The organism is Thermofilum sp. (assembly GCF_038871435.1).
GTDB classification, from domain to species: domain Archaea; phylum Thermoproteota; class Thermoprotei; order Thermofilales; family Thermofilaceae; genus Thermofilum; species Thermofilum adornatum.
On sequence record NZ_JAVZIC010000004.1, the window covers coordinates 60,661 to 84,679 of the forward strand.

The following is a 24,019-nucleotide window of genomic DNA, read 5'->3' on the forward strand; positions in this document are numbered from 1 at the left end:
TTTATTTGAGTATAAGCATTAGGATGGGTAGTCCTAGGGCTAGGTAGGCGATGAAGTATATGATTCCGAATATTAGTCCTAGCTTCCAGTAGTCGGAGCCCTTGATGTATCCGCTTCCGTAGTAGACTGGGGCTGGTCCCGTCGCATATGGGGATATTATGCCCATTAGTCCAAGCGTGTATGCGAGGCTGTATGCTGCAAGCGCGGGGGGTATGCCGAGCTGGATTAGTGTCTTTAGGAATATTGGGTAGAGTGCTGTAGTGTGTGCGGTCAAACTTGCGAAGAGGTAGTGTAGCCAGTAGAACGCTGCGATCATTACTATGAGGGCTGTTGTGGGGTCGACGCCTTTGAGGGATGATGCTAGGGCGTTTGCTATGTAGCCTGTGAATCCTACCCGGGAGAGCCCGTCGGCGAGGGAGACCAGTGTTGCGAACCATACCAGTGTGTTCCAGGCGGATTTGTAGCCTAGGACGTCGTCCCATGAGAGGATCTTGAATAGAAGCATGAGTGCTACTACGAGGAGGGCTACGGTTGTTGAATTGATGAAGCTTCCTCCATAAATCCAGAGTAGCAGTGCCATCACAACAAATACTAGAAAGACTTTTTCCTTTGTCGTTACGGGCCCCATCTTTTTGAGTTCTTCGGATGCCCACCGCGAGACCTCTATTGAGGATTTTATTTCGGGCGGATAGAGCTTGTATATTAGGAGGGGTGTAAGGACGAAGAGAACTATGCCTGCAACAGAGAACCCTAGGAACCAGGTTAGCCAGTCGAACTGTATGTTGGCGGTTTTTTGGGCTAGTGATGCCGCTAGGAGGTTTGGCGCTAGGCCTGTCAGGAACATGCTACTAGTTATGCATGTTGCCGCGAATGCTGTCCACATTATATATGAACCTATCTTTCTTTCCGTGCCTTTTTCAGGTGTTGACCCGTAAATTGGTGGTATGTTTGAGACTATGGGATATACGGTGCCTCCGCTACGTGCAGTATTGGACGGCATGAATGGTGCTAAGACGAGGTCTATGGCTGAAACTGAGTATCCGAGGCCGAGAGAGTTTTTTCCCAATACCTTTATCAGGTAGAGCGCTATCCTTCTACCGAGACCGGTCTTAGCGTAGCCGAGACCGAACAGGAATGCGAGAAATATTAGCCATACAACGGTGTCGCTGAAGCCTGAGAGAGCCCACTTTATTGAGTCATCTGGCTTAGTATAGACTAAACCAGAGACGGCGGCTATTGTGAGGCCGATAAGGCTGATAGCAGCATTGGGTAAAGGTTCTAGAATGATGCCGGTAATAATAGCCGCGAAAAGGGCGAAGTAGTACCATGCATTAGGGCTTAGGCCTGGGGGAGTAGGTATAAGGGCAATTATCAAGCCTACAATTATCGGGGCTAACATTTTTAGCGTTTGTTTTGTGTTGGGCACTCAAGTTCACCTTTTTTACAAGGATATTTTTATTTTCCTTATTTAAAAACTTTTTCGATATTGTTGATATATCTGTATCTAAAAACTATTTCTCCGAAAATCTTCTCAATGCCTCTTGTACTATGCTTTCTCTTTTTCGCATAGCATTGTTAACAATTTCATCCGCTAGATTATTACCGTAGGTGTCTATGGTGACAATCAATGGTCCAAACTTTTCTACCTCTAGTATCCACAATGCTTCTGGTACACCCAGGTCAAGCCACTCTACGCCGGCAACCCTCCTCACGGCGCTAGCACCTAGAACTCCACAGCCACCCGGGAATATGGCATAGACAGCTTTGTATTTCTTGCATGCTTCCGCGGTTTTTGGCTCCATGCCGCCCTTTCCAATGATGATTTTGACTCCTGTCCTCTCTATGAATTCGTACTCGAAGTATTCCATTCTTCTGCTTGTAGTGGGACCTATTGATACACATTTCCACACGTCTTTTTCCCTAACCATCACGGGGCCCGCGTGGAATATTGCTAGTCCCTTGAGATCTATGGGAAGTTTCATGCCCTCAACTATGACCCTCTCATGTACAGCGTCTCTAGCCGTTACAATAGTCCCCGTTATATAGAATACGTCTCCAGCCTTCAGAGACATGAGGGTAGCGTCGTCCGTGACTGGTGTTCTCACAATTATGTTCTCTTTCTCATTCAAGTTTATCACCCCTATGACTAAAGAGCTCATAAGAAAGGTCTTGATAGATCCTCATATGACCCTTCCTCAAGGCCCAGCAACCAGTACTGACAGCTACTGCAAATGTTGCTGGGTGTCTCCCCGCATACTCGATATGGACACCCATAACAGATGTTCTGCCTCCTAGGCCCTGCGGACCAATGCCGAGTTCGTTGAGCTCGTTTTCAAGTATCTCTTCAAGCTTCGCTATTTTTGGCTCTTCGTTCCTTGTACCTATTGGTCTAAGCAAAGCTCTCTTAGATAACGAGGCTGCGATATCTATTGTTGCCCCTATACCTACCCCCACCAGTAATGGAGGACACGCCGGTGGCCCATACTCGGATATTGTGTCTACGACAAATTTTATGAGCCCCTCCCATCGTACACTTGGGTCAAGCGTGGTTGCTCTTCCAGGTCTACTGGTTCCGCCCCCTGCGAGGTATAGCTTTACATCTGTATAGTTTGCATCTGGTATTATTTCTGTCTCTATCCACGGTAGCCTGGAACCAACATTGTTACCAGTATTCTTGTCTGTCGCACTATCAACGACGTTTGGTCTTAGGAATCCTAGCTGTGTGCTACGTATAGTAGCCTCCTTTATGGACTTTAGGAGCGCTGATTTGTAGGGGAAGTTTTCGCCAAAGGAGATATAGAACTCTAGTACGCCTGTATCTTGACATAGGGGGGCTTTTCTCTGCAAGGCAAGTTCGATGTTTTTAAACATGGCATCATATATAAAAATGGCCTGAGGAGAAATTTCTCTTTTTCGTAGCTCTATTAGCCTCTTGTAAGTATCGTCCGGCAACTTCACAGCTACTAGGTTTATGAAGTTTGATAGGAGCGTGGTAAGCCTGCTCTCGGTATTTAGTGCCGTGGACATGCGTCATCACCTTTGCTGAGGAATATTTCCCAGCTGATCCATGGGTTTTATTAGGCCTGAATCTAATAGAGCCTTTGTCATTTTCTTTGGTCTCTCTACTAGTTCTCGTATTTCTTTCTCTAGCTCGCTACGTGAGAGCTTTCTTCTAGCTAGTCCAAGCTCCATTGCTCTCTCGGCTACTGCGATAGCTTCTCTAACGTAGAGTTCCGTCTCCTCCATTGTGCCTATGATTCTCTCTTCGTGCATGCCTGTTTCCTCGGTATACTTGGCTATGGCTGTTGCGGCCGCTAATAGTAGTTCGTCTGTCATCTTCCTCGCCCTGACAGTTAGCACTCCCCTGAACACAGCTGGAAATCCAAGGCTATTGTTTAGCTGGTTCGGCAAGTCCGTTCTTCCTGTAGCGACAATCTTTGCTCCAGCCTCTTTGGCTTCCCATGGCCATATCTCTGGAACCGGGTTTGCGCCAGCAATTACAATTGGATCCTTATTCATTCGACTGATCCATTCCTTCTTTATTACTCCTGGACCCGGCTTTGAAAAAGCTATGACAACGTCTGCCCCCTCGAATGCTTTGGGGATTTCCTTAATGTTTTCCGGGTTTGTTTCTACGGCTATTTGGTATTCCCATGGATTTTCCCTTTTCATTTGTTCGAGGTCAGGCCTCTCCCTGTGTAGGACACCCTTGATGTCTATAGCTATAATGTTGTCTGGTCTTGCTCCAAAGGCTTTGAGGTACTTATAATTGCTTATATTTGCGGCTCCAGTACCGAAAATAACAAACCTTGTGTTCTCTATTTTTCTTCCAGTCAGCTTCAGCGCGTTTAACAGGCCAGCCATGACAACTAAGGATGTTCCTTGTTGATCGTCATGCCATACGAATATGTCTAGCATTTGCTGGAGTTTTTCGAGGATATAGAAACATTTTGGAGACGCGATGTCCTCAAGGTTTACAGCCCCGAAGCTTGGCTCTAAGGATTTCACAATATATATGAATTTGTCTGGGTCTTTTTCCCGTATCACGAGTGGGAAGGCATCTACGCCTCCAAGATATTTAAATAGCATCGCTTTGCCCTCCATGACTGGGAGCCCGGCGGCGGGACCTATATCTCCTAAACCGAGTACCCTCGAACCGTCGCTGATAACTGCGGCTGCATTCCATCTCCAGGTATATTCAAATGATAGGTCTTCTCCACCCTGATAGATCCTCTTAGAGGGTTCTGCTACGCCTGGCGTGTACCAGATTGAGAAGTCATCGAGTGTAGTTATTGGAGCTTTAAGCGAAATCTCTATTTTTCCTCCATATTGTCTGTGAAATTTTTCTGCAAGGGCTGCCCAATCTTTTTGAACTTGTGACATGCTTATTCGTCACAATATATGTTTTGCTAAAAACTTTTAAGTATTTCTAAAGACTAGACTCATACATTGGTAACTTCATGTTAAAGTCTTGGTTAGCGGCAAGCTTTAAACTTCTATATTTAGGATCTCGCTGTGCATGCAGAGTTTCCGCTGACCATACATACTGCTCCACACTAATTATGTCTCTGGAGACTTTTTCCCAGACGTAATAATAAGGGTTCCCGGAAATAATGTCTTCATGGAAGTAAAAAGAAAAAATATTTTTGTAAAATCTAATAGGGTAGTCTGTAGTGCTTTATAACGATGTCGGCGATTCCAAGTTTCTCGAGAATTGTTAGGGGGGCTTGAAGTGTCACTTGAACCATGCCTGGTAGCCTGCCTATCTCGACGGCTCCCGTTATTGTTACGCGGTTCTTCACTTCCTCTATGCTCATTCCGAAGAGTTTTGCGATTCTCGCGAATCCCCGCTCGGCTGCATCGTTTATTGTGGGTCCTGAGCCTATGAACTGTACGGGTGCTGACTCCTCTAGCTGTACGCCTAGCTCTTTTGCGTAATTTTTGAGTTCTTCCCATTCTTCTTTTCTCCAGGGCTTGGCGAGGGGTGGGAGGTCTTCCTCGGGAGGTAGGAGTATTGGCCCGTCGAGGGCGAGTTTCTTTATGACTTCAACTTGGACAACTGCTTCTGCTGCTACGTCGGTGGTGTGGCCGGCTACTTCGCCGTCCCCCTGCATAGCGTGGGCGTCGCCAGCATAGATTCCGGCACCGTCAACCTTAACGGGGACGATAAGTATTGAGCCTGGCCTTGCAGAGTCTATGTCTAGATGCCCATCGGTTAGGTCCCTCTCGTATTGCTCCTTCGTTATGGAGTAGGGGTGTGGTGCGTTGACTAGAAAATAGCCGAAGTCGCCCGCGTTGTGGGAGTCTGGAATGTCGACTGCTGGTGTAGAGCCTAGCTGGCCAAGGAAGGGTCTCATCCTAGCAGGTACACCCGGCATATCGCCTTTTCCTAGCACTAGGACGGGGACCTGCCTTGACTTTGAGGGCAACTGGGCGTACTCCCAAGCTTTCTTTGCGACTTGTGCTGCCTTATCGGCGTCAACAGTCACGCCAAAGCCCTTTGAATGGTTAAGTAACATTGTGTAGCCGTGCACCATTCTAAAGGGTGAAGCTGGAGATCCGCATTTTTTGCAAACGATTGCTTCCTGCCCTATTCCCTTCACCTCGAATTCTGGCCAGGGCTCCTTGCAGACGGGACACTTTTTAGCCACATAGGGGTCGCCAATGAAAGCCCCCTCTACTGACCTGTCTACGCCTGATGAAGATGCTTTAGAGAGTATCTTGAGGCTCTCGAAACGTATAACTACTGCGTCTCCAATCTTGGCTCCCTCTACGGCTACTGGGACATTTACCTCGTGGCCGCCCCTCAGGGTTGGTGTAATCATTGGACCCCAGCATCCAGGGGTTGTGAGGAACCTTATCCTGCCGCCGTCAGCTACGGGACCTAGCATTTTGACGTGTGGTCCGATAATTCCATTGGTGAAAATGTCATTTAAAATTTCAGATTCAGACATTCTTGTTCAAAGAATTAGATTAAGTTTTAAATATTTAAATTTATTTGAAAAACAATTCATCTTAATTAAAGCCACTTATTTGGTTATACCGGCAAACCCTTCGTGAGAGATTATTAGTTTATCTCCCTTTTCACAGGTCTCCCACGCATGCTACGAGTTTTCCCTTAGATTCAAAATGCTTAGCGTGTGCTAGGATTTTTGAATACAGCTAAAAAGACCGAGTATATAGAAGGTTTTCTGGCTTGTCAAGCCCCTCTCTTACAGTTATTGTTTTGCTGGTTCTTGTCTTGTGGGGTAGAATGGGACTGGTGGTCGTGGGAGGTACTCTATTCCTGGTCTTTGCTGTAGAGCTTGTGGGTATAGTTGCATGAGTGTATAGATTTCTGGCGGGATGTTTGTGTTTATGTTTAGTCCTAGCTGTTTTGCCTGGTCGGCTGTTATTGGGTAGTCGTGTGTGTATCTGCCTTCTGTGAGGGTTCTGGCTATTTCTCTTGCTTTTTCTTGGGGCATCTTGTCAGCGAGTAGGGAGACTATGAAGTCTTGTATCTCGTTTATTGCTTTTTCGGCTACGTCTGCTAGGACTAGGAATTCTTCTTTTGCCTGTTCGCCTTTGAGCTTTGCGACTTTTACTAGGCTTGGTGCCGGGTAAGCGGTGTTGCCCACGGGTATCTGTGGGTCTAGGGGTCCCAGGACAGCGTTGGGGTCCATGATTATCTCGTCTGCCGCTAGGGCTATCAGGGTTCCCCCGCTCATAGCATAGTGTGGAATTATGACTATCTTCTTGGCTGGGTGCCGTTTGAGCGCCATTGCTATTTGTGACGCTGCTAGTACTAGTCCGCCCGGCGTGTGTAGTATGAGTGCTATCGGCTGGTTGGGCGGGGTTGTCCTGATAGCCCTTATGACTGCCTCTGAGTCTTCTATGTCTATGTATCTGTAGAGCGGGAAGCCTAGGAAGCCTATTTTTTCTTGTCTATGTATGAGAGTGATGACTCTCCAGCCGTACTTCTTCTCTATTGCCTGTATAAGCTTCAGCCTTGCCCTGGTCAAAGCGTTCATCTGTAGCTGTGGATGGAAGACAATGTAAAGGAGGAGGATATAGAACAAAAGGCTCATTATATCTATATCCATTTAACCACCTTACAACAGGAATATTCTACGCATAAAGCTTTAAGCTTATTGGTTCCGGCACAACAGTGACAATAGGAGGCGCCACAATCTATAATCCTTGAAAGGAAAACAAGCACAATTGTTCCATTTGTGAGGAGAATGGTTTCTAGACGCGTGCTGAGAAAACTTTTCATTTCAGTCGTGGTAGGTAGTTTTGTGCGAGCTTTAGTATCTTGTCTCGTTCTTCCTCTGGTAACGAGGCCCAATAATTTGGTCCTATGATCTTTGGGACTAGTCCTTGGAAGGTGCGCTGGTCGAAGGACAATAGGAAGCCTAGCTTGTATTGTTTCATTGCTAGGATTGTGGTGGCGTCTGTGTAGCTGAAGCCTTTTCTGCGTATATTTTCTTTGAATAAGGCTAGTGCTTGTTTTTCCAATTCTTCTTCGAGGTATAGTACTTTGACCGCTCCGGTATCTATTGCCGACTCGATGAAGGCTTTCGCTGTTTCCTCCGAGACCCTGTACTTGAGGATAGTAAGGGTCTCGTCTAGTATGTGGTTCGTCACGTATCCCTGGCCCCACTTGTCTTCAAGAAGGTGAACTATAAGAGCTAGTGAATCTAGGTGATGTTCGTCTCTGAGGCTATAGAAGGCGAAGAAGATGCCCGTGTCTATGAGCGCAGTCACTTTTCTGCACCATAGACGTATTCGTCGACTTTCTCGGCGTTTGTTTCGCCTATGTCCCTAGCATAAGCAAGTGACGAAAGGACTTTGCTGGGGATGGTCTTTGAGTGTTCAAGCTCTTTTTCTGCAATTGTTAGTGCAAACCTCAATGCCTCGGCAATGCTCTTTTTGCCTGCCAGCTTGGCTAGGCGTTCAAGCCTCTGTTTGTCCTCGAGGGATACCCTTATCGTCGTGTATTTAGACATGTGATAATGTAGTAATAGCTACATATATACTTTTCGTCTCATGTTATAAACGAAAAAGTAGTTTCAAAAGCATGCATAATTGTAAGGAAGGGGCTCACTAGAAGGCGTGACTCTACTGGTAGTAATAGAAGCTGAATGTTTCCAATTATCTCGGGCTTTTTGGCTCATTAAGCTTTGTCTCTTTAGCTCCTCTCCGCAATGCTTACATCAATATTTTAAAGCATCAACATGAGAAACGTCAACCTATAGAACTCTGATGATCTTTGCTTCACCTAGGACGCATTACTCCATTTTTATAGCCTCCCGGCTTACTGGGAGATTAGCGTGCAAAACTCGTTTTTGAGGTTATTTTTATCTAATTGTATATTTCAAAGTAAATATTGAGTAAAGATGGAAACCATAAAAGAAAAAGTTAAGGTTACTAGAAATTTTCGGGTCACGATTCCTTCCAAAATTAGAAACAAGATTGGTCTTAAGGAGGGGGATATTGTAGAGGTTGTATTAAACGAGGAAAAGATTATAATTAGGAAGTCACCTGAGCGCCCAAGGATTAAGCTTGGTAGGAAATTAACCCTCAGGGATATAGAGCTGGTTATAAAGAGAGGGGAGGGTTTGTGAAGAAGGTGAAGAAAGAGAAGTTCAGGAGACTGCTCAAGGAAGCCCTAGAGGGTTGCGACATCACAGTTGAGGAATGGGTTAGGGCTGTTAGGGAAGCTAGGAGGGAACATTAATGCATGAGTGCCTGCTCTATGCCTCTGCACTCTACCCGTTCATGCTGAAGCTGAGGGATAATCTCTTCGGCTACTTTGTTCTCATCGCGGTGTGGATCCCACTGCGTATGAGGTTGGCAAAGCGATTTGGAAAGAACACACGTTAAAGGCTTTGAGGGGACTCAGGGACTCTTTCAGCATTGCCTGTATAACTCCTCGCTACGATAATTATAGCAGCAGGTTGTTTAGGTGCCACTTTTGGATTAGCGCGAGACTACAGGACCCTAACCAGCTTTGCTCCTTCCAGGAGTGAGAGCTCCTCCTTTGTAAGCAGGTGTATCTCGAAGGGGTACCACCATGGCACGCCTTTTTCCTCCATCACCTTCCATAGCCTGCTCAGTAGCCTGGATTTCTCCCGCGATGCTCTAGGAGGCTCTTCTAGGATTATTGCGATGTCTACATCGCTGTCAACCGTGAGCTTGCCCTCTACCGCCGAGCCGAATACGTAGACCTCTGCACCTTCCCCAAAGACGGTTTTAACAGCTTCTACGAGTATTTCCAGGTAGTCCCTCCACTTTAAGAGCTAGCGGAGCTTCCACGTCTGTATCTCGATGGCAAGATCCTCCCTAGGAAAAGACATTGTCCTCAATCACCTCTATCGGTTTAAAAAGATTTTCAACTTAGCATGCGTTTTGGCTGACCGTCTGGGGAGTCAGAAACCTCAGATCCAATAAAAACGCGAGCTCCAAGTGAGTTGCTGTGTCCTGAAACGTATATTATTGGAAGCCTATACAAGTATATGCTCCTTACAAAGTTTTCCTAGGTTAATTTTTTATGTGTTTTAATATATTGGCTCAGATGTGAGAAGTTTACGGCCCCTATTGGAGGCATCGTTTAGCATTTTTGTCGGCATAGTTGTGGGTCTAAGCATAGTGGCTGTTTCAATAGTTTTTCGAGCGTTATGGGAATTTTCTAGCAGGTTCCTATTCTATGGCAGTCTGTGGGCTTTGCTTTTCGGTTTTCTTGCCCTTGCCTGTGGATTAATGGTTGTTAGGCTTGTTGCGGGCGGGGAGAAGGGGGGTTGTGGTACTCATCGTGTTGTCGAGTCGTATAATTTTGGCGATGGCTTTCTGGGTTTTAGGGACTCTGTTGAGAGGACTCTGGCCTCTGTTGTTACGATTGGTCTAGGGGGTAGCGCTGGAATGGAGGGTCCTAGTCTTCTCCTGGGTGGTGGAGTTGCTTCGAGCCTGTATAGGCTTTTTGGTCTTGAGATTGGTGAGGCGAGGGTGTACATGTTGGCGGGGGCCGCGGCCGGTTTGTCTGCGATTTTTAGGGCTCCCCTGACTGGGATACTCTTTGCACTTGAAATTCCTTTTCAGAGGGACTTGGCCAAGGAGGCGTTTATTCCGGCTACTTTTTCATCGGTTAGTGCCTATTTGCTTACTGTGATGCTTCTTGGCACGGAAAAAATTTTTCCGGCGATGGGTGGTGGCGAATATGTTTCCCTCCAGGTTCTCCTGCACTCATTCGTTCTGGGAGTCTTGGCTGGGCTTGTGTCACTGTTTTTTGTCTGGCTATATGAGGGGCTTGGAAGATTCAGGCTGGAGGGTTTTAGCGGTCCCCTGGTCGGGGGACTTTTGCTTGGGCTCACGGGGATGGCTGTGCCCGGAGTTCTGGGTCTAGGCTATGACTCTATCCATGCTGTGCTTAGTGGGGAGGCCTCGTCCTGGAGCGTTGCATTCATTTTGCTTCTATTGTTTGCAAAGGTATTTGCGACAAGCGTTACGCTCAATATGGGGGGCTCGGGCGGCCTCTTTGTTCCCTCTCTTTTTGTCGGCGCGATGCTTGGTGCGGCATATAGCCGGGTTACCCTGGGAAGGGATAATGCCGTCCTAGTAATGGCTGGTATGGCGAGCGTGGTGGCCGCTGGGAATAAGACCCTGCTGGCAAGCATCGCTCTCGTAGCCGAGACGACCGGCGCATCCTCGATTATCCCCTCCTTGGTCGCGTCGACTGTGTCCTATTATGTCTCGGGTAGGTCGTCCTTCTACAGGGATGTTCAGCCCATACGAGAACTAGAAGAAGAAAAACCCTTCTTCAAGATACTTTCCGACCTAGGCCGGACAAGGCTACTCTATAGAATACGTGTAAAGGACGTAATGACAAGAGATGTTTGCCTGATTAGTGAAGAAGAGATGATAAGCAATGCGATAAACTTGCTTAAAAAGGCTCCGGAAGAACCATGCTTCGTTGTCGATTCTTCGGGGAACCTACTTGGGGAAGTAGTTCTGCCAGACCTGCTTGCATTGCCGGAAGACAAGTGGGGCATGTCGTTGGCATTCGCGCCGCTCAAAAAGCCCGAAGTAGTCAGCGAGAATACGCCTCTAAAGGAACTTATTGAGAAAATGGTTGAAACAGGAAAAAGCCACTTCCTAGTCATGAATGATGAAGGAAAAATCTCCGGCTATGTTTCGTGGATTATCCTCTTGACAAGGCTTGACGAGGTTATTAAAAGCAGTGGAGAGAAAAGACGGTAAGTTGTCGGTTTGAAATGTTCCAAAACTATAACATTTATGTAATAGTTTAGGAATAATTTTTATGATGGAAAACTTGCTTCCTCCAAGCGGCGATGAAAGAGAATGGATATTGCGGGAACATTTACAACGCTTAGTACTTTATGCTATGGCACGCAGTGGTTTATACGCGAAATATACTCTTCAAGGTGGGACAGCTTTGCGCCTAGTTTATGGTTCTCCTAGACTGTCACTGGACCTAGACTTTACATTTGAGGAAGATATAAATGGGGCTGTTAAACATTCAGAGGAAATCAAGAATCAAGTAGAGAGATTACTTGCTTCCGAAAACATTAAGGTACATGTGTCGGGTTCCAAGTTGGATGTTGCCGGGGGCTTCTACAGGTATTTCCTTGTATTTGATACGCAGAGACTTCTAGGTCGAAAGACAAGGATAAAGGTAGAAGTTCTTCGTAGAAGGTATAGTTCCGAATACTACGAGTTGAAAACTATAGGAGTGAGTTTCCCCTCTTCGACAGTGGTAGGTGTAAGGGTAAAGAGGCTCGGGTGCATCCTGGCTGATAAGGTGTGCTCCCTTGCAGGTGGCTGGCACAGGGGCTTTATAAGGTGGCGAGACGTGTTTGATATTTATTGGGCTAGGGAGAAGGGGGCAACCCTAGACAAGGGGTATCTATTTGAGGAATTTGGGAGCTATGTTGAGCGACTCGATGATCTATTAGGTGCTACGAACTTTATTCGGGGAATTCTTGAGAAAAAAGATTACAAACGCGTAGTGGACGAGCTCTCCAGGCTTCTGAACCCTTCGCTTGTTGACTACGTTCTTGTGGAGAAATACTTGCTTGTCACACTTGATGTGCTAGGTGAAGCTGTCGAGGTGCTTAGGAATGAGGCTAAGTGAGTGGGTAAAACTAGTGGAGGAACTCAAAGAAAAAGGATACAAAGTGGTCCACGTTAGTGCTCTTCGTTCAATGACCGGGCTTGGCGATGCTTCGCTAAATGTGGCGCTCTGGAGGCTCCAGAGGTTGGGGCTCGTCCATAGGGTTGCTAGGGGCTGGGTATGCCTAGGCAAGTGTGAGGTATGGGAGGTTGTAAGGACAGCTTTCCCCTCGGGCTACATATCGATGGAGTGGGCCCTACACTACCACGAAATTATTGACCAGCCCTCGCAGGTAGTCACCGTTGTCTGGCTGGGAAAGCCCAGAAAAGTAAAAAGCCGTGTCTACGCGTTCGAGTTGCACAAGATAAGCAGGAAACTTTACTTTGGCTTCGATACAGGCAAAATGATCGCAGAGCCTGAAAAAGCCCTATTAGACACAATATACCTCCGAGGCTACGTCCCGCCAGAGCTCAACCTCGACCTCCTAGACTCTGAAAAGCTTCTAAGCTATGCGGAAAAGTTTCCAAAAAGATTGAGGAAAAAAATAGAAATCTTGGTTACCAAAGCTGGCTTGTAAAAACATTCCCAATTAATACTCACTTATGAACCAATCTTTATATCGGAGTTCTAGAGCATTTTCATCGATATCGATGGATCACCGAAGGATTGCCCATATTGTTACCGTGGGGACGAGCATTGTTAGGAACTTGGCGCAAAATGCTTCTGGACAAAGCGTCTCTAGCGACATTTTAGAGAAATTCAAGAGGTGGGCTCAGGCTTCTCCCAGGAGCAGGGAGGACGCTGAAGCTGGTGAGAGGGCTTGTAGCGGCTGCGAGGAGTTCGAGGCTGGGCTGAGGTTTCTTGCCAGCAAGCCGTATGAGGTGAGCGCTGAGCTTAACGCTATGAGGTCTTACCTCGAGGAGGGAATGGTCGACGCCGTTGTGCTTCTTTCGTCTGATACTGGTGTGTCTGAGTTCTCTGGGAGGCTTCTTGAGGCTTATCTCTCCTCGGAGGGGAAACAAGTAGAAACAATTAGGGTGCCGGGCCTCGGCCTGGACTTTCAGGAGGGTCTGATTAACCTGGTGGACACGGTTGCAGGCGTTGTGGCAAGGTATAGAGGTCTAGGTTATAGGGCATGGATAAACCTTACGGGGGGCTTCAAGCTGGAGGCGGCTGTCCTGTATCTTGTCTCCTGTCTGTCTAGGCTGGGCGTCGAGAAGGCCTACTATATACATGAGGCCATGAGGAGCACTGTGGAGGTCCCAGCTATACCTGTAAAGCTTGAGGACTCCATGCTGAGAACTGTCGAGCAGCTAGGCGATCAAGAGGTCGAACTAGAGGAGGCACGTAAAAGGATAGGCGATGAGATGCTAGACGTCCTCCTTAGGAGTGGGCTTGTCGAGAGGCGTGGCACAACTGTGAGGATAAGGAAGTGGGTATTGCACTTGGTGAGAGGATTCTAGCAGAGAAATGTGGATCACAGCGCGCGCTCAAAATTTATTTCCGAAAGTTATTATCCATATGGTGATGATTTTGAGGTATCAAGTAGAGGTCGAGTTTCACAAGGATTATGTCAGGGTGGAGGGCGACAAGATATTTGTAGGTCTCAAGTCGAGGCCGGAAAGGGGAGAAGCAAACATGGAGCTTATTAAGAAGCTTGCAAAGTACTTTGGGGTTTCATCTTCTCAGGTAAAAATTGTTTCTGGCTGGAAGTCTAGGACAAAAATAGTAGAGATTGGGAGTGTAGAAGAAAAGGTTTAGGAGAGAGTATACAAGCCTAGAGTTGCATCGTGTCTGTCTCTTTTAGCTTTTCATTGACTATTTTCTTCAATATTGCCATGCTTGTCGGGTTTGAAGAACAAAGTTTTGGAAGTAATAATCACAAGTATAATACTAGAGTATAATGATTTAGAGTATGTTATTTGTTGAGAGAGAAAAAGATTAGAAGTACTACATTAAGCCTTGAGAAACAACAAGCTGGAACTAGTTCTTGCACGCTAGCATGGCGCCTTTACATTTCAGCCAGAAGAAAACATCGTACTCTATTGTTTAACAGAGATTGAGGAAGACATTGAGAAAATAAAGCCTAGAATAGAAGAGTTTTAGGCTTTTTCATGTAGCCAGCATGCGACATAGTGGCCGGGCTCAACTTCTATAAGTGGCGGCTCGGCTGTCCTGCATTTTTCCGTGGCAAATGGGCACCTGGGGTGGAACCTGCATCCCTTCGGTATGTCTATTGGCGATGGAGGCTCGCCCTGGATTGTTAGTCTCTGCCTGGTTTTCGCATATTTGGGGTCGGGTATAGGTATTGAGCTCAGTAGGAACTTTGTGTATGGGTGCAGGGGGTTCTCGAATATTCTATCCGATGGCCCTAGCTCGACGATTTTTCCTAGATACATTACTCCTATCCTGTGGCTCATGTATTTGACTACTCCTATGTCGTGGGATATGAAGAGGTAGGATATCTTCCTTTCTCTCTGTATGTCTTTAAGCATGTTTAGTATAGATGCCTGCACAGAGACGTCTAGGGAAGATGTCGGCTCGTCTAGGACTATGAAGCTTGGGTTCAGGGTGAGCGCCCTGAGGATAGCTATTCTCTGTTTTTGTCCACCGCTGAGCTCGTGGGGGTATCTGTATAGGTGCTCCCTTCCCAGGCCAACGCTTTCTAGTTGCTTTACAATGTATTCTTCGGGGTCTCCGACCGGGATATTGTGCTCGAAGAGTGGCTCAGAGAGTATCTCGAAAATGGTCATCCTGGGGTTTAGAGATGTGTTGGGGTCTTGGAAGACTATCTGGGCATTCCTCCTGAACTGTTTTAACTCTTCACCCCTAAGGGACATGACGTCTTTTCCATTGAAGAATATTTTTCCAGACGTTGGCTCTAGGAGGCGTATAACGGTTCTGCCTAGTGTCGACTTTCCGCACCCACTTTCACCCACGAGTCCAAGGGTTTCGCCCTGGCTTATAGTGAAGTCGACGCCGTCGACGGCTTTGACAGTCTTAAATAGGGAGCCTCTTACCTTGAAGTATTTCTTCAGGTTTTCAACCCGTATAAGTTCCGCCATTTTTCTCACCTCTTTGCATGTAGCCAGCAGTGAACAACGTGACCGTTACCTAGATCTATTCTGGGAGGGTCTTCCCTTCTGCAGATCTCCATAGCGAATGGGCATCGGGGGGCGAAGGGGCAACCAGGCTTCATGTCTATCAAGTTGGGAACGGTGCCCGGTATTGATTCTAGCCGCTCGATTCGTTTCAATGGGTTTGGGACGGCCCTTAATAGGAGTTGGGTGTAGGGGTGCATTGGTGCCTCGAATATAGTGTTTACGTCTGCTGTTTCGGCTATTCTGCCTCCATACATGACATAAACCCTGTCAGCTGTCTCTGCTACTACTCCTAGATTGTGTGTGATTAAGAGGAGGCTCATCTTGTATTTTTCTTTCAGCCCCCTCAACAGGTCTAGGATCTGTGCCTGGACTGTTACGTCTAGGTTGGTTGTCGGCTCGTCTGCAATTAGGAGCCTCGGCTTGTTTGCTATAGCTGTGGCAATCACAACTCTCTGCCTCATCCCCCCGCTAAGCTCATGTGGGTAGTTCTTGACCCTGACCTCGGGGTTCGGAATCAATACGTCTCGGAGCAGTTGGACAGCCTCTTGATAAGCCTCGTCCTTAGTTATTGGTCTATGCTCAAGAATGGTTTCAGCTATGTGGTCTCCTGCAGTGTATAGTGGGTCTAGTGAGCTTGAGGGGTCCTGGAATATGTAGGCAATCTCGTTTCCCCTTATTTCCCTGATCTCTTCTGGCGACAGCTTTAGCAGGTCAACAATTGTCCCGTCTCTCTTCCTGAACAATGCTTGTCCAGTCTCAATGCGCCCAGGCGGATCTATCAAGCCTGTAATCGCCTTTGTGAAAACAGACTTCCCACAGCCCGTCTCTCCAACCAGGGCGACTGTTTCCCTTTCGAACACGTCTAGGTAGGCCTGCGAGACAGCGTGTACAACGCCGGCATACGTGTAGAACCTCACCGAGAGGTCTCTTACCGCTAATACCTGGTTTTCGGGCAAAGTGCTACTCATTTTCTCACCTCTATCTTGGCTTTTAACTCTATTGAGCGCCTAGTCTTCGGGTCGAAGACGTCCCTCAGGGCGTCTCCCACTAGGTTCCATCCAAGAGATATTAGTAGCAATGCTGTCCCGGCCTCTATTACTATCCACCAGCTTTTCTCCGGGAAGTACTGCCCCGCCTGTGAAATAATGAGGCCCAGATCGGGGACAGGTGGCTGGGGGCCCAAACCCAGGAACGATAGGGCCGCAGAGCTAAGTGTCGCGGTCGCAAAATCGAATGTAACCATGACTAGGAGTGGAGACATGATGTTGGGGAAAATGTGCCTGGTGAGTATCTTCCACGTTGAAAGCCCCAGAGCCTTTGCGGCCTCTATGAAGCCCTGCTCCTTTACTGATAGGACGGAGCCTCTCACAACCCTTGCGTATGGGGGCCACCACACGAGTATAAGTGCGAGGAAGACAGAGAGCAGGTTTGCGAGGTTAGGAGCGTCCTTGGGGTTAAGGGCAAATAGGGAGGCAACTATGCTTGTTGCCGTTGGGTTTGCCATCAGGAAGTCTCTAAGAGAGAGCCGGAGCGTTAAGCTGAATGCTATAGCTAGGATTAGCCCTGGGAAAGCGAGCATCATGTCGGTAAACCTCATTAGGATTTCGTCTACTAGTCCTCCGAAATAGCCCGAGACTAGGCCTATCAGAATGCCTATAAGAGAGCTAGTTACAACAATTATTATGCTCATAACAAGGGCTATCCTGAAACCCCTTACCACTAGGCTTAAAACGTCTCTTCCATACTGGTCTGTACCAAACATTGGCAGACCTTCACAGTTCCCAAAACACGGTGGATGAGGCAACTTTCCAGCTAGCTCGGGCTTGTTGAGTATCGGGTATACGTCGTACGGTTCCCATGCAATAAAGGGGCCAAATATCGCTAGAAAAAGTGTAATGACAACAAGGGCTAGACCGGTGAGCCCTATCCTGGAAGAAGTGAAGACATAGACGGAGAGCTTTGTCTCAACGAGTTTGGACCTGTTCTTTTCGAGCCATCCCGGGCTTATCTTTTCCCTTAGACCTGCATATTTGTCTATAAGCCAGCTTCCAAAACGGTAAACAGGGTTCATGCTTCTCGACCTCTAGTATCTCACCCGGGGATCAATCAAGGCGTAAATGAGGTCTACTATGAGATTCATGACTATGTATATTATCGAGAACAGGAATGTTCCAGCAATGATTATAGGGAAGTTAAGCCTAGTTATCCCCTGATACATGTAGAGCCCCATTCCAGGAATATTGAAGACAGTCTCAGCTATAATTGCCCCGGTAAGTAGCCCGGCAAAATCAAGTCCAAGAATGGTCACTATTGGTGCAAAGGCGTTCTTCAAAGCGTGGCGCCATATCCGCTGGTTTGTCAGCCCTCTAGCCTTTGCAAAAAGGATTGACTCCGATGTGAGGGCGTCGAGAAGACTGTTCCTCACTATTCTGGCAATAAATCCCCCTGACAGCAGGCCAAGAGCCAGTCCTGGAAGCCACATCCTTACCACCGTATCGGAAACAACACTAAATTCTCCACACATTGGGGCGCCAAAGATTGGGACTTGCCCAACTGCCCATACCACATAGCCCAGCACCGGCACTGTGTCCCTTATAGAGTCTAGGCGGGCGGCACAGGAAAGAGAATAGAACGGTACTCCAGCGAGCAAAGAGGCTCTGACATATACATAGAAGGCGAGTATCAAAAAGTAGTATAGCACGAAGGCTGGAATAGAGCTACCGAACAATGCAAATATCCTTACAAAAAAGTCGATGACGCTGTCCTTCTTTGCGGCAGCAACTATGCCTAGAGGTATCCCTATAGCCACCGTAAACAGCATCCCAAAAATCGCCAGCTCAACTGTTATGGGGAATCTCTGTGCCACTTGCTGGACAACTGGGGTTCCACGCACCGGGTCAATAAGTGTGCCACTCAGCAACTTTTCAATCAGGAAGGCGAATTGCTCGTACCAGGGAGCGTCGAACTTGTATTCCTTTTTTAGCTTGTCGAGGGTTGATGGATCCATGAGTTTTTCTCCTACCCATGCCCTGACGGGGTCAGTGGGTATAACGTATGCAATTAGGTAAGTTATCAGCAACGCCCCTATCACGCTGGGCAGAAAGGTCAGCAGTCTCCTTAAAAGATAACTTCCTAGCCCCATTTTTCAACTCACCAAAAAAAGAAAAATAGTTTTTAAGTTTTTAGGGCTTGAATCCGTATAGTTGTTGCCATAATGTCGCGTTCCAGTAGTATGGGTTGTATTTGAGCAGGATGTAGCTGTCTTCCTTGTAGTCTGCAACATAGTATGGACCAGTTGATACAGGCTTTGTTGAAAGTAGCTTGAATGTCGGGTCATCTTCGCCTACACCCACATATTTAGCCCACGCCGCGGGGTTTCTACCATTGTTTGAGTCCGCTAGAGCCGCCTGGTAGTTGTTTCCAAGGGCATACTGCATCGGTATAATTGAGCCGACGCCTGTGACGAATATCTGGAGTATTGGGACGTAGGGGAAGCGTAGCTTGAACTTTACTACGCCCGCTGTCGGCCCGCTGTACTTGAAGAAGCTTAGTAGCTCGTTTAGGCTGTGGACTTCTGCAGACTTGCCCATGTAGAATGTTACTAGCCCGTTTGTCTTTGCTAGGTTGTCTAGCTCGCTCTCTGTCATAACGCTTGAAGCATTAACATCAATATAGCTGTCGATCATCCATTGGGGCCCACCTGGCAGGTTTAGTCTAACTGCGCGCCACACGCTGAAGAGCGCGTCTACAGCTGTAATGGGGTAGGTCTTGTTATTCCACGGGTCGTATGCCTTAACGTTGCCCCTCATTACGAAGTAGAGCTCCGTAAGATCCTTGCTGAAGGCCCACGCGACTGAAAGCTCTGGGATAGGCTCGGTATCTTCTTTCCACATCGTGACTAGCTTTCCATAGGTGTGCCAGAATATTTCCCAGCCAAAGCTCTCGTAGGACTTTGCTGGGTCAAATGTGTCCGGCCAGCCGATATCTCCAATAACCATTGTTTCTGGACTGTTCTTGACGCCCGCTACACCGGTGTCAGCGACTGGGGCGTTGGGATCCTCCCATACCAAGTCGTATCTAGCAAAGGTGGCCACGGGGTAGTACATGTCGTGTACCCATGATCCATAGTTTTCGCCCGTGATTTGTTGCCCAATCATGAGTAACGTTGCCTGTTTATTGAAGTAGATTGTTGCCGCCTGGAGCACTGCTTCCCTGATCGTTGGGTCTACTATTCTCTGGGCGGCCTTGCATAGGGCACTTAGCGCAACATCTTTGAGTCCTCCTGTTCCCAATGTGACCATGTTTACTGGGTTTGCCCAGTTGCTGTTGGTTGTGTCCCAGTCAACCACGTAGCCAATAGTGATTATTGGCTTGTTTGTTGGACCTGTGTATTTTGCGCCGGTACCCTTCTCGCCGGCAACGACTATGAACTTCTCGGTCTCTACAGTCATGTTTACGTTTGCAAGATACTTTCCAACGTCTCCTGGAGCGACGTTGCTATTGACCTCTAGATTCTTGAACTCTGCGCCTCCCCAGACAAATGGCATCAAGTAGTCGTCTGGGTCGAAGTAGTCGGGGATCCATCCTAGAAGCATGACTTGGTACTGGAAGTGGTCTACGAGGTCGAGGTACTTTGGCCACGAGTAAGACTCTACTGTCACTTTGAATCCTAGCTGGCTCCATGACTGCTGGAGCAGTGTCGCTATTTGCTGGCGCGCAGTGTTGCCCTCGTTATAGATAATGGTTATAACGTACTTGCTTGGGTCGAAGCCTTTAGCCTTAAGCTGGGACATTATCTGTTGTGCCTTATTCATGTCGTACTCATACTTGTTTATGCCGAACTCTGTATAGCCAGGCATCCCCTTGGGTATTATAGTGTAGAGCCTCGTGTATAGGCCTCCAAACACCTGTTTCAGTATGACGTCGTAGGGCACAGCATATGCCAGTGCTTGTCTAACCTCCGGAATATTGAGGGGTTCCTTCATGGGGTTAAGTCCTACATACTGAATTGTAAGTTGTGGCTTGTCTGGTCTCCTCACCAGGTGGAGGGTAAAGTTACCTACCTTTGTATTGTTTACATCAGGCCATCTCGCCGGGGTTACAGCAGCTATATCAAATACCCCAGTTTTATACATGTTAATTCTTGTTCCCTCATCGTTGACAATTACGTAGAGTATTTGCTTGTGGAAGGGTCTAGCCTGTGCAACTGGTCCCGTGGGTGTGGGACCCTTTGGAAGCAAAACTATTACCGCAACAATTAGAAGTATTACAGCAATGATTACAGCGTATAAGGTATTTTTATTTAAGCCTTTGGATTTTGTTGTTTGCACACATTAAAGGATAAGAATAACTATTTAAAGTATTATCATTGACAAACTACAAGCTATCTTTAAAGATTTTTTATTAAATAAAGAAGTCGTAAATAAATTCTTGAACAATTCCCTTAAGGAGAAGATGCAAATATGTCAAATTCCTTGAAACAACCGTTTTAATTCCTTTGAGAAATTTAGCTATCCTTTATAAGTTTATTTCTTTACTTTTTTATTTGGTTTTAAAGATAGAAATCACATGAATTATAAACGTTCAAAAGTTAGGGCAAGCCTAAAACAGCTAGTTGAAAATACCTCGTTGCATTTTGAACCTTGCAGTTTAAAGGGGAAAATGCAAAAACCACGGGCAATACATGGTGAATATGCTCAAATTTTTGTAAAGCAAGATTATCATGTAGTATTTACTCATGACTGGTTCAATAGGTCGACAGGCAACTATGGATGCGCCTATCTTGTAAGATTCGAGGAGCCAAGAGAGGTTAAGGGTTCTTTCTGGGATTTTCTACACAACCGGAGTTACAAGGCAAGAGTTTGGACGAGTAGCCTGCACGTATTTTACGATGCAAAAAAGGAAAGAGTTGTCCTAGTGGATCCCATCGTTTCAGGTTCCCAAAAGAGTGAGGGTCTAGCGGATCATGATGGAGCTCCTATAGACCTATATGGGAAAGAGCATTTCCTTTTAGGTGAATTCTGGCTTGCTGGACTTGGAGGGAAGCTAAGGATATATGAGGCTTGGGAAGGAAAACGAGCCACAATTGTTGGCTATTTGGGTTCAAGGATTGAGCCGAGGTTCTCGGGAAAAGCCTTCAATGCCAGTGTTTTCAATCTTAGGTCTCTTTGGGCTGAGTACTATTTCTCGCGCCTAGTTCACCCTCTTAGTGGCCTAGCCGAAGTCTCCATAGATTCCTCGATAACCTACAATTACGACTTCCAGTCCGAAGATGTCTCCGCTAAAAACATTGACTGGCCCGTGTCACTTATCTTCAAGGGATTCCGCACGATTGGAGAAGTAAAAAACTACTTTTTTGGCGAGACACCTTTCGGGAACGAAATGAAGATGCTTGTGAAGACAAGCGCTTCCTGGACGGGAGACAGGGGAACAAAGGGACTCATCTATCTCCCTCTGATTAATGGGTATCTCTACGGACATATGCGTCTCTATAGAATAGGCGAAGACCTTGTAGCAGGTACCTCTCATCTTGACCAATTTCCCGTAGAGTCTTGGAGCGGATACTCTCTGCTTGCGAGGAAAATTTTTGTAGAAATAGCATCGAGCCGAGGGTTAAACGTAAAGGAAAGATTTTCCTATCTATATAACAGGGAGGGCCCAATATTTGAAGATAATCATCCAAGGTTGCATTCAGGCTATGTCAGCCTCATAAGAAAACACAGCTAGAAGATATGCAGTGAGATTTAACTAGCCGATGCTTGGCTTTATCCATATGCTGTATATAAATGTCTCGGAGAGAGTGCTACAAAAGATTAGCACGTGGAAGAAAGTCTGGCTCCCCTACGTCCTTTATACAAGCCTCCACAACCCAAAATATGTTTACCTCTTTGACTGCGTATTTTCAAGTAAACTAAGGAACGACTCATTGAGCCTCTTATTGTCTAGACGGATCGAGAAAGAGTACCTGGCAAGCTCTGAAAATATTCCCTTCAAGTTTCCCCTCTACCCTGACAAGGATTGCCAAAGAGATGTTCTAGAATATCTTACAAATATGTATAGAGAACAGTCGCTCCAAATGCATCAAAATGTTTCTTTTGAACAAACTGACTACTTGGCCGTAAGAATGCTAGGCGTACCTAGCGCTATGAGAAAATTAGAGGAGTATTTCAGGCAATTCTCAAAGAGAAGTCCTTTGCAAGGAATCTTGAACGATATCCAGAATATGGAGCTCGAGCATAAAGGAATCGCATACTCTTTGTTTGTTTTTGATGGAAAAATGACATATAATGTCATTGGTGAAAAATTGATACAGATGAAGATTCTAGAAAAATATTTGACAGGGGGACAGGTTTTGGAGCAACTTTTCCCTTAAACGGGAACGCTCAGTCAAGCGTCTAAATTGAACTAAAAAATATAAATACTTCCTTTTTCGGAAATATAAACATGCGTAGATATGTTTTCCTAAAGGTTAAAGGTGGTGTTGGCGGCTCATCACTAGCACTCTCGCTTGGCAAGTTTCTAGCGCTAAGAGGTTCAAAAGTCTTAATTGTAGACGCGGATCCAGTAAGCACAATATCTGAGCTTGTTGGACACAAGGCTAAGGGCATTATCCAGGCTGTAAAAGAAAATCTTGACTATAGGACATCACTAAAAACAATTGAGACTGGAAAGGGGACTCTAACAGTTTTGAGGATATATAGTGAAAGGATTCCCCTAGAAGTAGAGAAGCGAGACTTATTGTCTTTTAAAGACAAGTTCTCTGAGACATATACGAGAGCGCTTAATAGCGAAAATGTTGACTATGTTATTGTTGACCATGAGGCGGCCCTGTCTTATGAAGATCCACTATTCTCTATTGAAAGAAAAAATTTCCACGAGACATACAAGGGGATCCAAGAAGGGATAATAATGGTTCTCGAGCCGACCCCAGTGTCTCTCAGCTCTACAAAGAGGTATATTGATGCACTACAGGCTAAAGAACAGCTACCGTTTTCGGCCATCATAGTTAACAAAGTTCCCACAGACGAAGAAACTATGACAAGGGCTAGAGAGATACTGGAGGAAGCCATGGAATATAGTGGCGCCAAGGTTGGCGCGCTTATCCCTATTATTAATGACTATGTTCTCTATAGACCCGGGGCTTTCACGCTTTACCCGATTCCCGTAGGCGTCATGGAAATAGCGCTAGCCTTAGAAAGAAACAAAAAGATAATGTATACCCCTTCACATCTAGACGCCTTAAAGAAAGCAGTTTATATAAGGTCCACTATGCTTATTGAGACAGACTCTTCCAATATTCTCAAATGCATACAGGAGATACTAGAGGTTCCAAAGAAAATATACTCTGAGGAATTCAAGGCCTTAATTTTCTCAACACAGAGATTCTCGACCCTAATAGCAGAATCAAGCTATGTTGACTACTATGGAACAACATATTCCTATGAAGCAACCAAGCTAAAAACAGGGAGCGTAGAAGAAGTTATAAGACTAGCCAAAAAGCTGGCACAGGACTTCATTAGAGAGATTGAGGCAGACGATACAGAAAAAATTATAGTAATAGCAAGTACAAATGACCTCGAACCCATATACCCCTCACAAGAGGCGCCCCAGCTCTCTAGGGCATTTTGGAAGGAGTTCCTAGAAAGCCTTAAGCATGGAACAAAAAATGCTTCTATAATCCTCCTATGTGAGCCTATTGGAGCACAGTGCCAAGCATTGAGGGGACTGGTAGATATAGCTATACGTTCAGACTACAAAGAGGGGGTTCCAAAATGCACAGTTCTCCAATCAAAGATCCCTGGCTAGA

Annotated in this window: 24 protein-coding genes; 10 read left to right on the forward strand and 14 right to left on the reverse strand. The window is 46.4% G+C overall.

The window, feature by feature from the left end; all coding sequences use genetic code 11:
- Nucleotide 1: 1 nt before the first annotated feature.
- The 8 genes from QXT17_RS06040 to QXT17_RS06075 all read right to left on the reverse strand — a co-directional run bounded on the left by QXT17_RS06040 (nt 2) and on the right by QXT17_RS06075 (nt 7,988).
- A complete protein-coding gene (locus tag QXT17_RS06040; RefSeq protein ID WP_244870355.1) occupies nt 2-1,426 on the reverse strand; it encodes an anion permease in 1,425 nt (474 codons plus the stop codon).
- Nucleotides 1,427-1,511: 85 nt separating this feature from the next.
- On the reverse strand, nt 1,512-2,129 hold the full coding sequence (locus tag QXT17_RS06045; protein WP_342783290.1) for a FumA C-terminus/TtdB family hydratase beta subunit: 618 nt from the start codon (nt 2,127-2,129) through the stop codon (nt 1,512-1,514).
- The gene (gene ttdA / locus QXT17_RS06050) at nt 2,122-3,027 is read right to left on the reverse strand and encodes a L(+)-tartrate dehydratase subunit alpha (protein WP_052886867.1); all 906 of its coding nucleotides are present in this window, start codon (nt 3,025-3,027) and stop codon (nt 2,122-2,124) included. The genes QXT17_RS06045 and ttdA overlap by 8 nt, the downstream gene beginning before the upstream one ends.
- A gap of 6 nt (nt 3,028-3,033) precedes the next feature.
- The gene (locus tag QXT17_RS06055; RefSeq protein ID WP_052886868.1) at nt 3,034-4,383 is read right to left on the reverse strand and encodes an NADP-dependent malic enzyme; all 1,350 of its coding nucleotides are present in this window, start codon (nt 4,381-4,383) and stop codon (nt 3,034-3,036) included.
- A 272-nt stretch (nt 4,384-4,655) separates the two neighbouring features.
- Nucleotides 4,656-5,954, reverse strand: coding sequence for an acetamidase/formamidase family protein (locus tag QXT17_RS06060; RefSeq protein WP_052886869.1), 1,299 nt, complete (start codon nt 5,952-5,954; stop codon nt 4,656-4,658).
- 264 nt (nt 5,955-6,218) lie between these two features.
- Nucleotides 6,219-7,082 (reverse strand): SDH family Clp fold serine proteinase, encoded by an 864-nt coding sequence (locus QXT17_RS06065; protein ID WP_342783292.1) that lies wholly within the window; start codon nt 7,080-7,082, stop codon nt 6,219-6,221.
- 169 nt (nt 7,083-7,251) lie between these two features.
- Entirely contained in the window at nt 7,252-7,746 is a 495-nt protein-coding gene (locus QXT17_RS06070; RefSeq protein ID WP_342783293.1) for a PIN domain-containing protein, read from the reverse strand.
- Nucleotides 7,743-7,988, reverse strand: a complete 246-nt coding sequence (locus QXT17_RS06075) for a hypothetical protein (protein WP_342783294.1) — start codon at nt 7,986-7,988, stop codon at nt 7,743-7,745. Before QXT17_RS06075 ends, QXT17_RS06070 begins: the two co-directional genes overlap by 4 nt.
- Before the next feature lie 390 nt (nt 7,989-8,378).
- Here QXT17_RS06075 and QXT17_RS06080 point away from each other — a divergent pair, with 390 nt between their 5' ends.
- Entirely contained in the window at nt 8,379-8,606 is a 228-nt protein-coding gene (locus QXT17_RS06080; RefSeq protein ID WP_342783295.1) for an AbrB/MazE/SpoVT family DNA-binding domain-containing protein, read from the forward strand.
- Between the two features lie 112 nt (nt 8,607-8,718).
- Complete coding sequence (locus tag QXT17_RS06085; RefSeq protein WP_342783296.1) at nt 8,719-8,865, forward strand: hypothetical protein; 147 nt, start codon at nt 8,719-8,721, stop codon at nt 8,863-8,865.
- A 107-nt stretch (nt 8,866-8,972) separates the two neighbouring features.
- On the opposite strand, the gene QXT17_RS06090 is transcribed toward QXT17_RS06085, so the two are convergent.
- Nucleotides 8,973-9,260 carry a nucleotidyltransferase domain-containing protein gene (locus QXT17_RS06090; protein ID WP_342783304.1) on the reverse strand — a complete coding sequence of 96 codons (288 nt, stop codon included), beginning with the start codon at nt 9,258-9,260 and terminating at the stop codon, nt 8,973-8,975.
- Nucleotides 9,261-9,558: 298 nt separating this feature from the next.
- Between QXT17_RS06090 and QXT17_RS06095 the strand changes: the two genes are divergently transcribed.
- From QXT17_RS06095 to QXT17_RS06115, 5 genes are all read left to right on the forward strand, one after another.
- Nucleotides 9,559-11,235 (forward strand): chloride channel protein, encoded by a 1,677-nt coding sequence (locus QXT17_RS06095; protein ID WP_342783823.1) that lies wholly within the window; start codon nt 9,559-9,561, stop codon nt 11,233-11,235.
- A gap of 145 nt (nt 11,236-11,380) precedes the next feature.
- Entirely contained in the window at nt 11,381-12,130 is a 750-nt protein-coding gene (locus QXT17_RS06100; protein WP_342783305.1) for a nucleotidyl transferase AbiEii/AbiGii toxin family protein, read from the forward strand.
- Nucleotides 12,117-12,686: a hypothetical protein gene (locus QXT17_RS06105; RefSeq protein ID WP_342783298.1), complete on the forward strand. Its 570-nt coding sequence runs from the start codon at nt 12,117-12,119 to the stop codon at nt 12,684-12,686. Before QXT17_RS06100 ends, QXT17_RS06105 begins: the two co-directional genes overlap by 14 nt.
- A 73-nt stretch (nt 12,687-12,759) precedes the next feature.
- Nucleotides 12,760-13,572, forward strand: coding sequence for a putative CRISPR-associated protein (locus QXT17_RS06110; RefSeq protein WP_342783299.1), 813 nt, complete (start codon nt 12,760-12,762; stop codon nt 13,570-13,572).
- A 64-nt stretch (nt 13,573-13,636) separates the two neighbouring features.
- On the forward strand, nt 13,637-13,870 hold the full coding sequence (locus QXT17_RS06115; protein WP_342783300.1) for a DUF167 domain-containing protein: 234 nt from the start codon (nt 13,637-13,639) through the stop codon (nt 13,868-13,870).
- A gap of 341 nt (nt 13,871-14,211) precedes the next feature.
- Here QXT17_RS06115 and QXT17_RS06120 read toward each other — a convergent pair whose 3' ends face one another.
- The 5 genes from QXT17_RS06120 to QXT17_RS06140 are packed head-to-tail and all read right to left on the reverse strand — an operon-like array spanning nt 14,212 to nt 20,543.
- A complete protein-coding gene (locus QXT17_RS06120) occupies nt 14,212-15,174 on the reverse strand; it encodes an ABC transporter ATP-binding protein (RefSeq protein WP_342814461.1) in 963 nt (320 codons plus the stop codon).
- 5 nt (nt 15,175-15,179) lie between these two features.
- Entirely contained in the window at nt 15,180-16,181 is a 1,002-nt protein-coding gene (locus tag QXT17_RS06125; protein ID WP_342783302.1) for an ABC transporter ATP-binding protein, read from the reverse strand.
- Nucleotides 16,178-17,284, reverse strand: coding sequence for an ABC transporter permease (locus QXT17_RS06130; protein ID WP_020963508.1), 1,107 nt, complete (start codon nt 17,282-17,284; stop codon nt 16,178-16,180). Before QXT17_RS06130 ends, QXT17_RS06125 begins: the two co-directional genes overlap by 4 nt.
- Before the next feature lie 12 nt (nt 17,285-17,296).
- On the reverse strand, nt 17,297-18,355 hold the full coding sequence (locus QXT17_RS06135) for an ABC transporter permease (protein WP_342783821.1): 1,059 nt from the start codon (nt 18,353-18,355) through the stop codon (nt 17,297-17,299).
- 40 nt (nt 18,356-18,395) lie between these two features.
- Nucleotides 18,396-20,543 (reverse strand): ABC transporter substrate-binding protein, encoded by a 2,148-nt coding sequence (locus QXT17_RS06140; RefSeq protein WP_342814462.1) that lies wholly within the window; start codon nt 20,541-20,543, stop codon nt 18,396-18,398.
- 238 nt (nt 20,544-20,781) lie between these two features.
- Here QXT17_RS06140 and QXT17_RS06145 point away from each other — a divergent pair, with 238 nt between their 5' ends.
- From QXT17_RS06145 to QXT17_RS06155, 3 genes are all read left to right on the forward strand, one after another.
- Nucleotides 20,782-21,939, forward strand: a complete 1,158-nt coding sequence (locus QXT17_RS06145) for a hypothetical protein (protein ID WP_342814463.1) — start codon at nt 20,782-20,784, stop codon at nt 21,937-21,939.
- A 46-nt stretch (nt 21,940-21,985) separates the two neighbouring features.
- Nucleotides 21,986-22,585, forward strand: a complete 600-nt coding sequence (locus QXT17_RS06150; protein ID WP_020963512.1) for a hypothetical protein — start codon at nt 21,986-21,988, stop codon at nt 22,583-22,585.
- Nucleotides 22,586-22,656: 71 nt separating this feature from the next.
- Complete coding sequence (locus QXT17_RS06155) at nt 22,657-24,018, forward strand: ArsA-related P-loop ATPase (protein ID WP_020963513.1); 1,362 nt, start codon at nt 22,657-22,659, stop codon at nt 24,016-24,018.
- Nucleotide 24,019 lies beyond the last annotated feature (1 nt).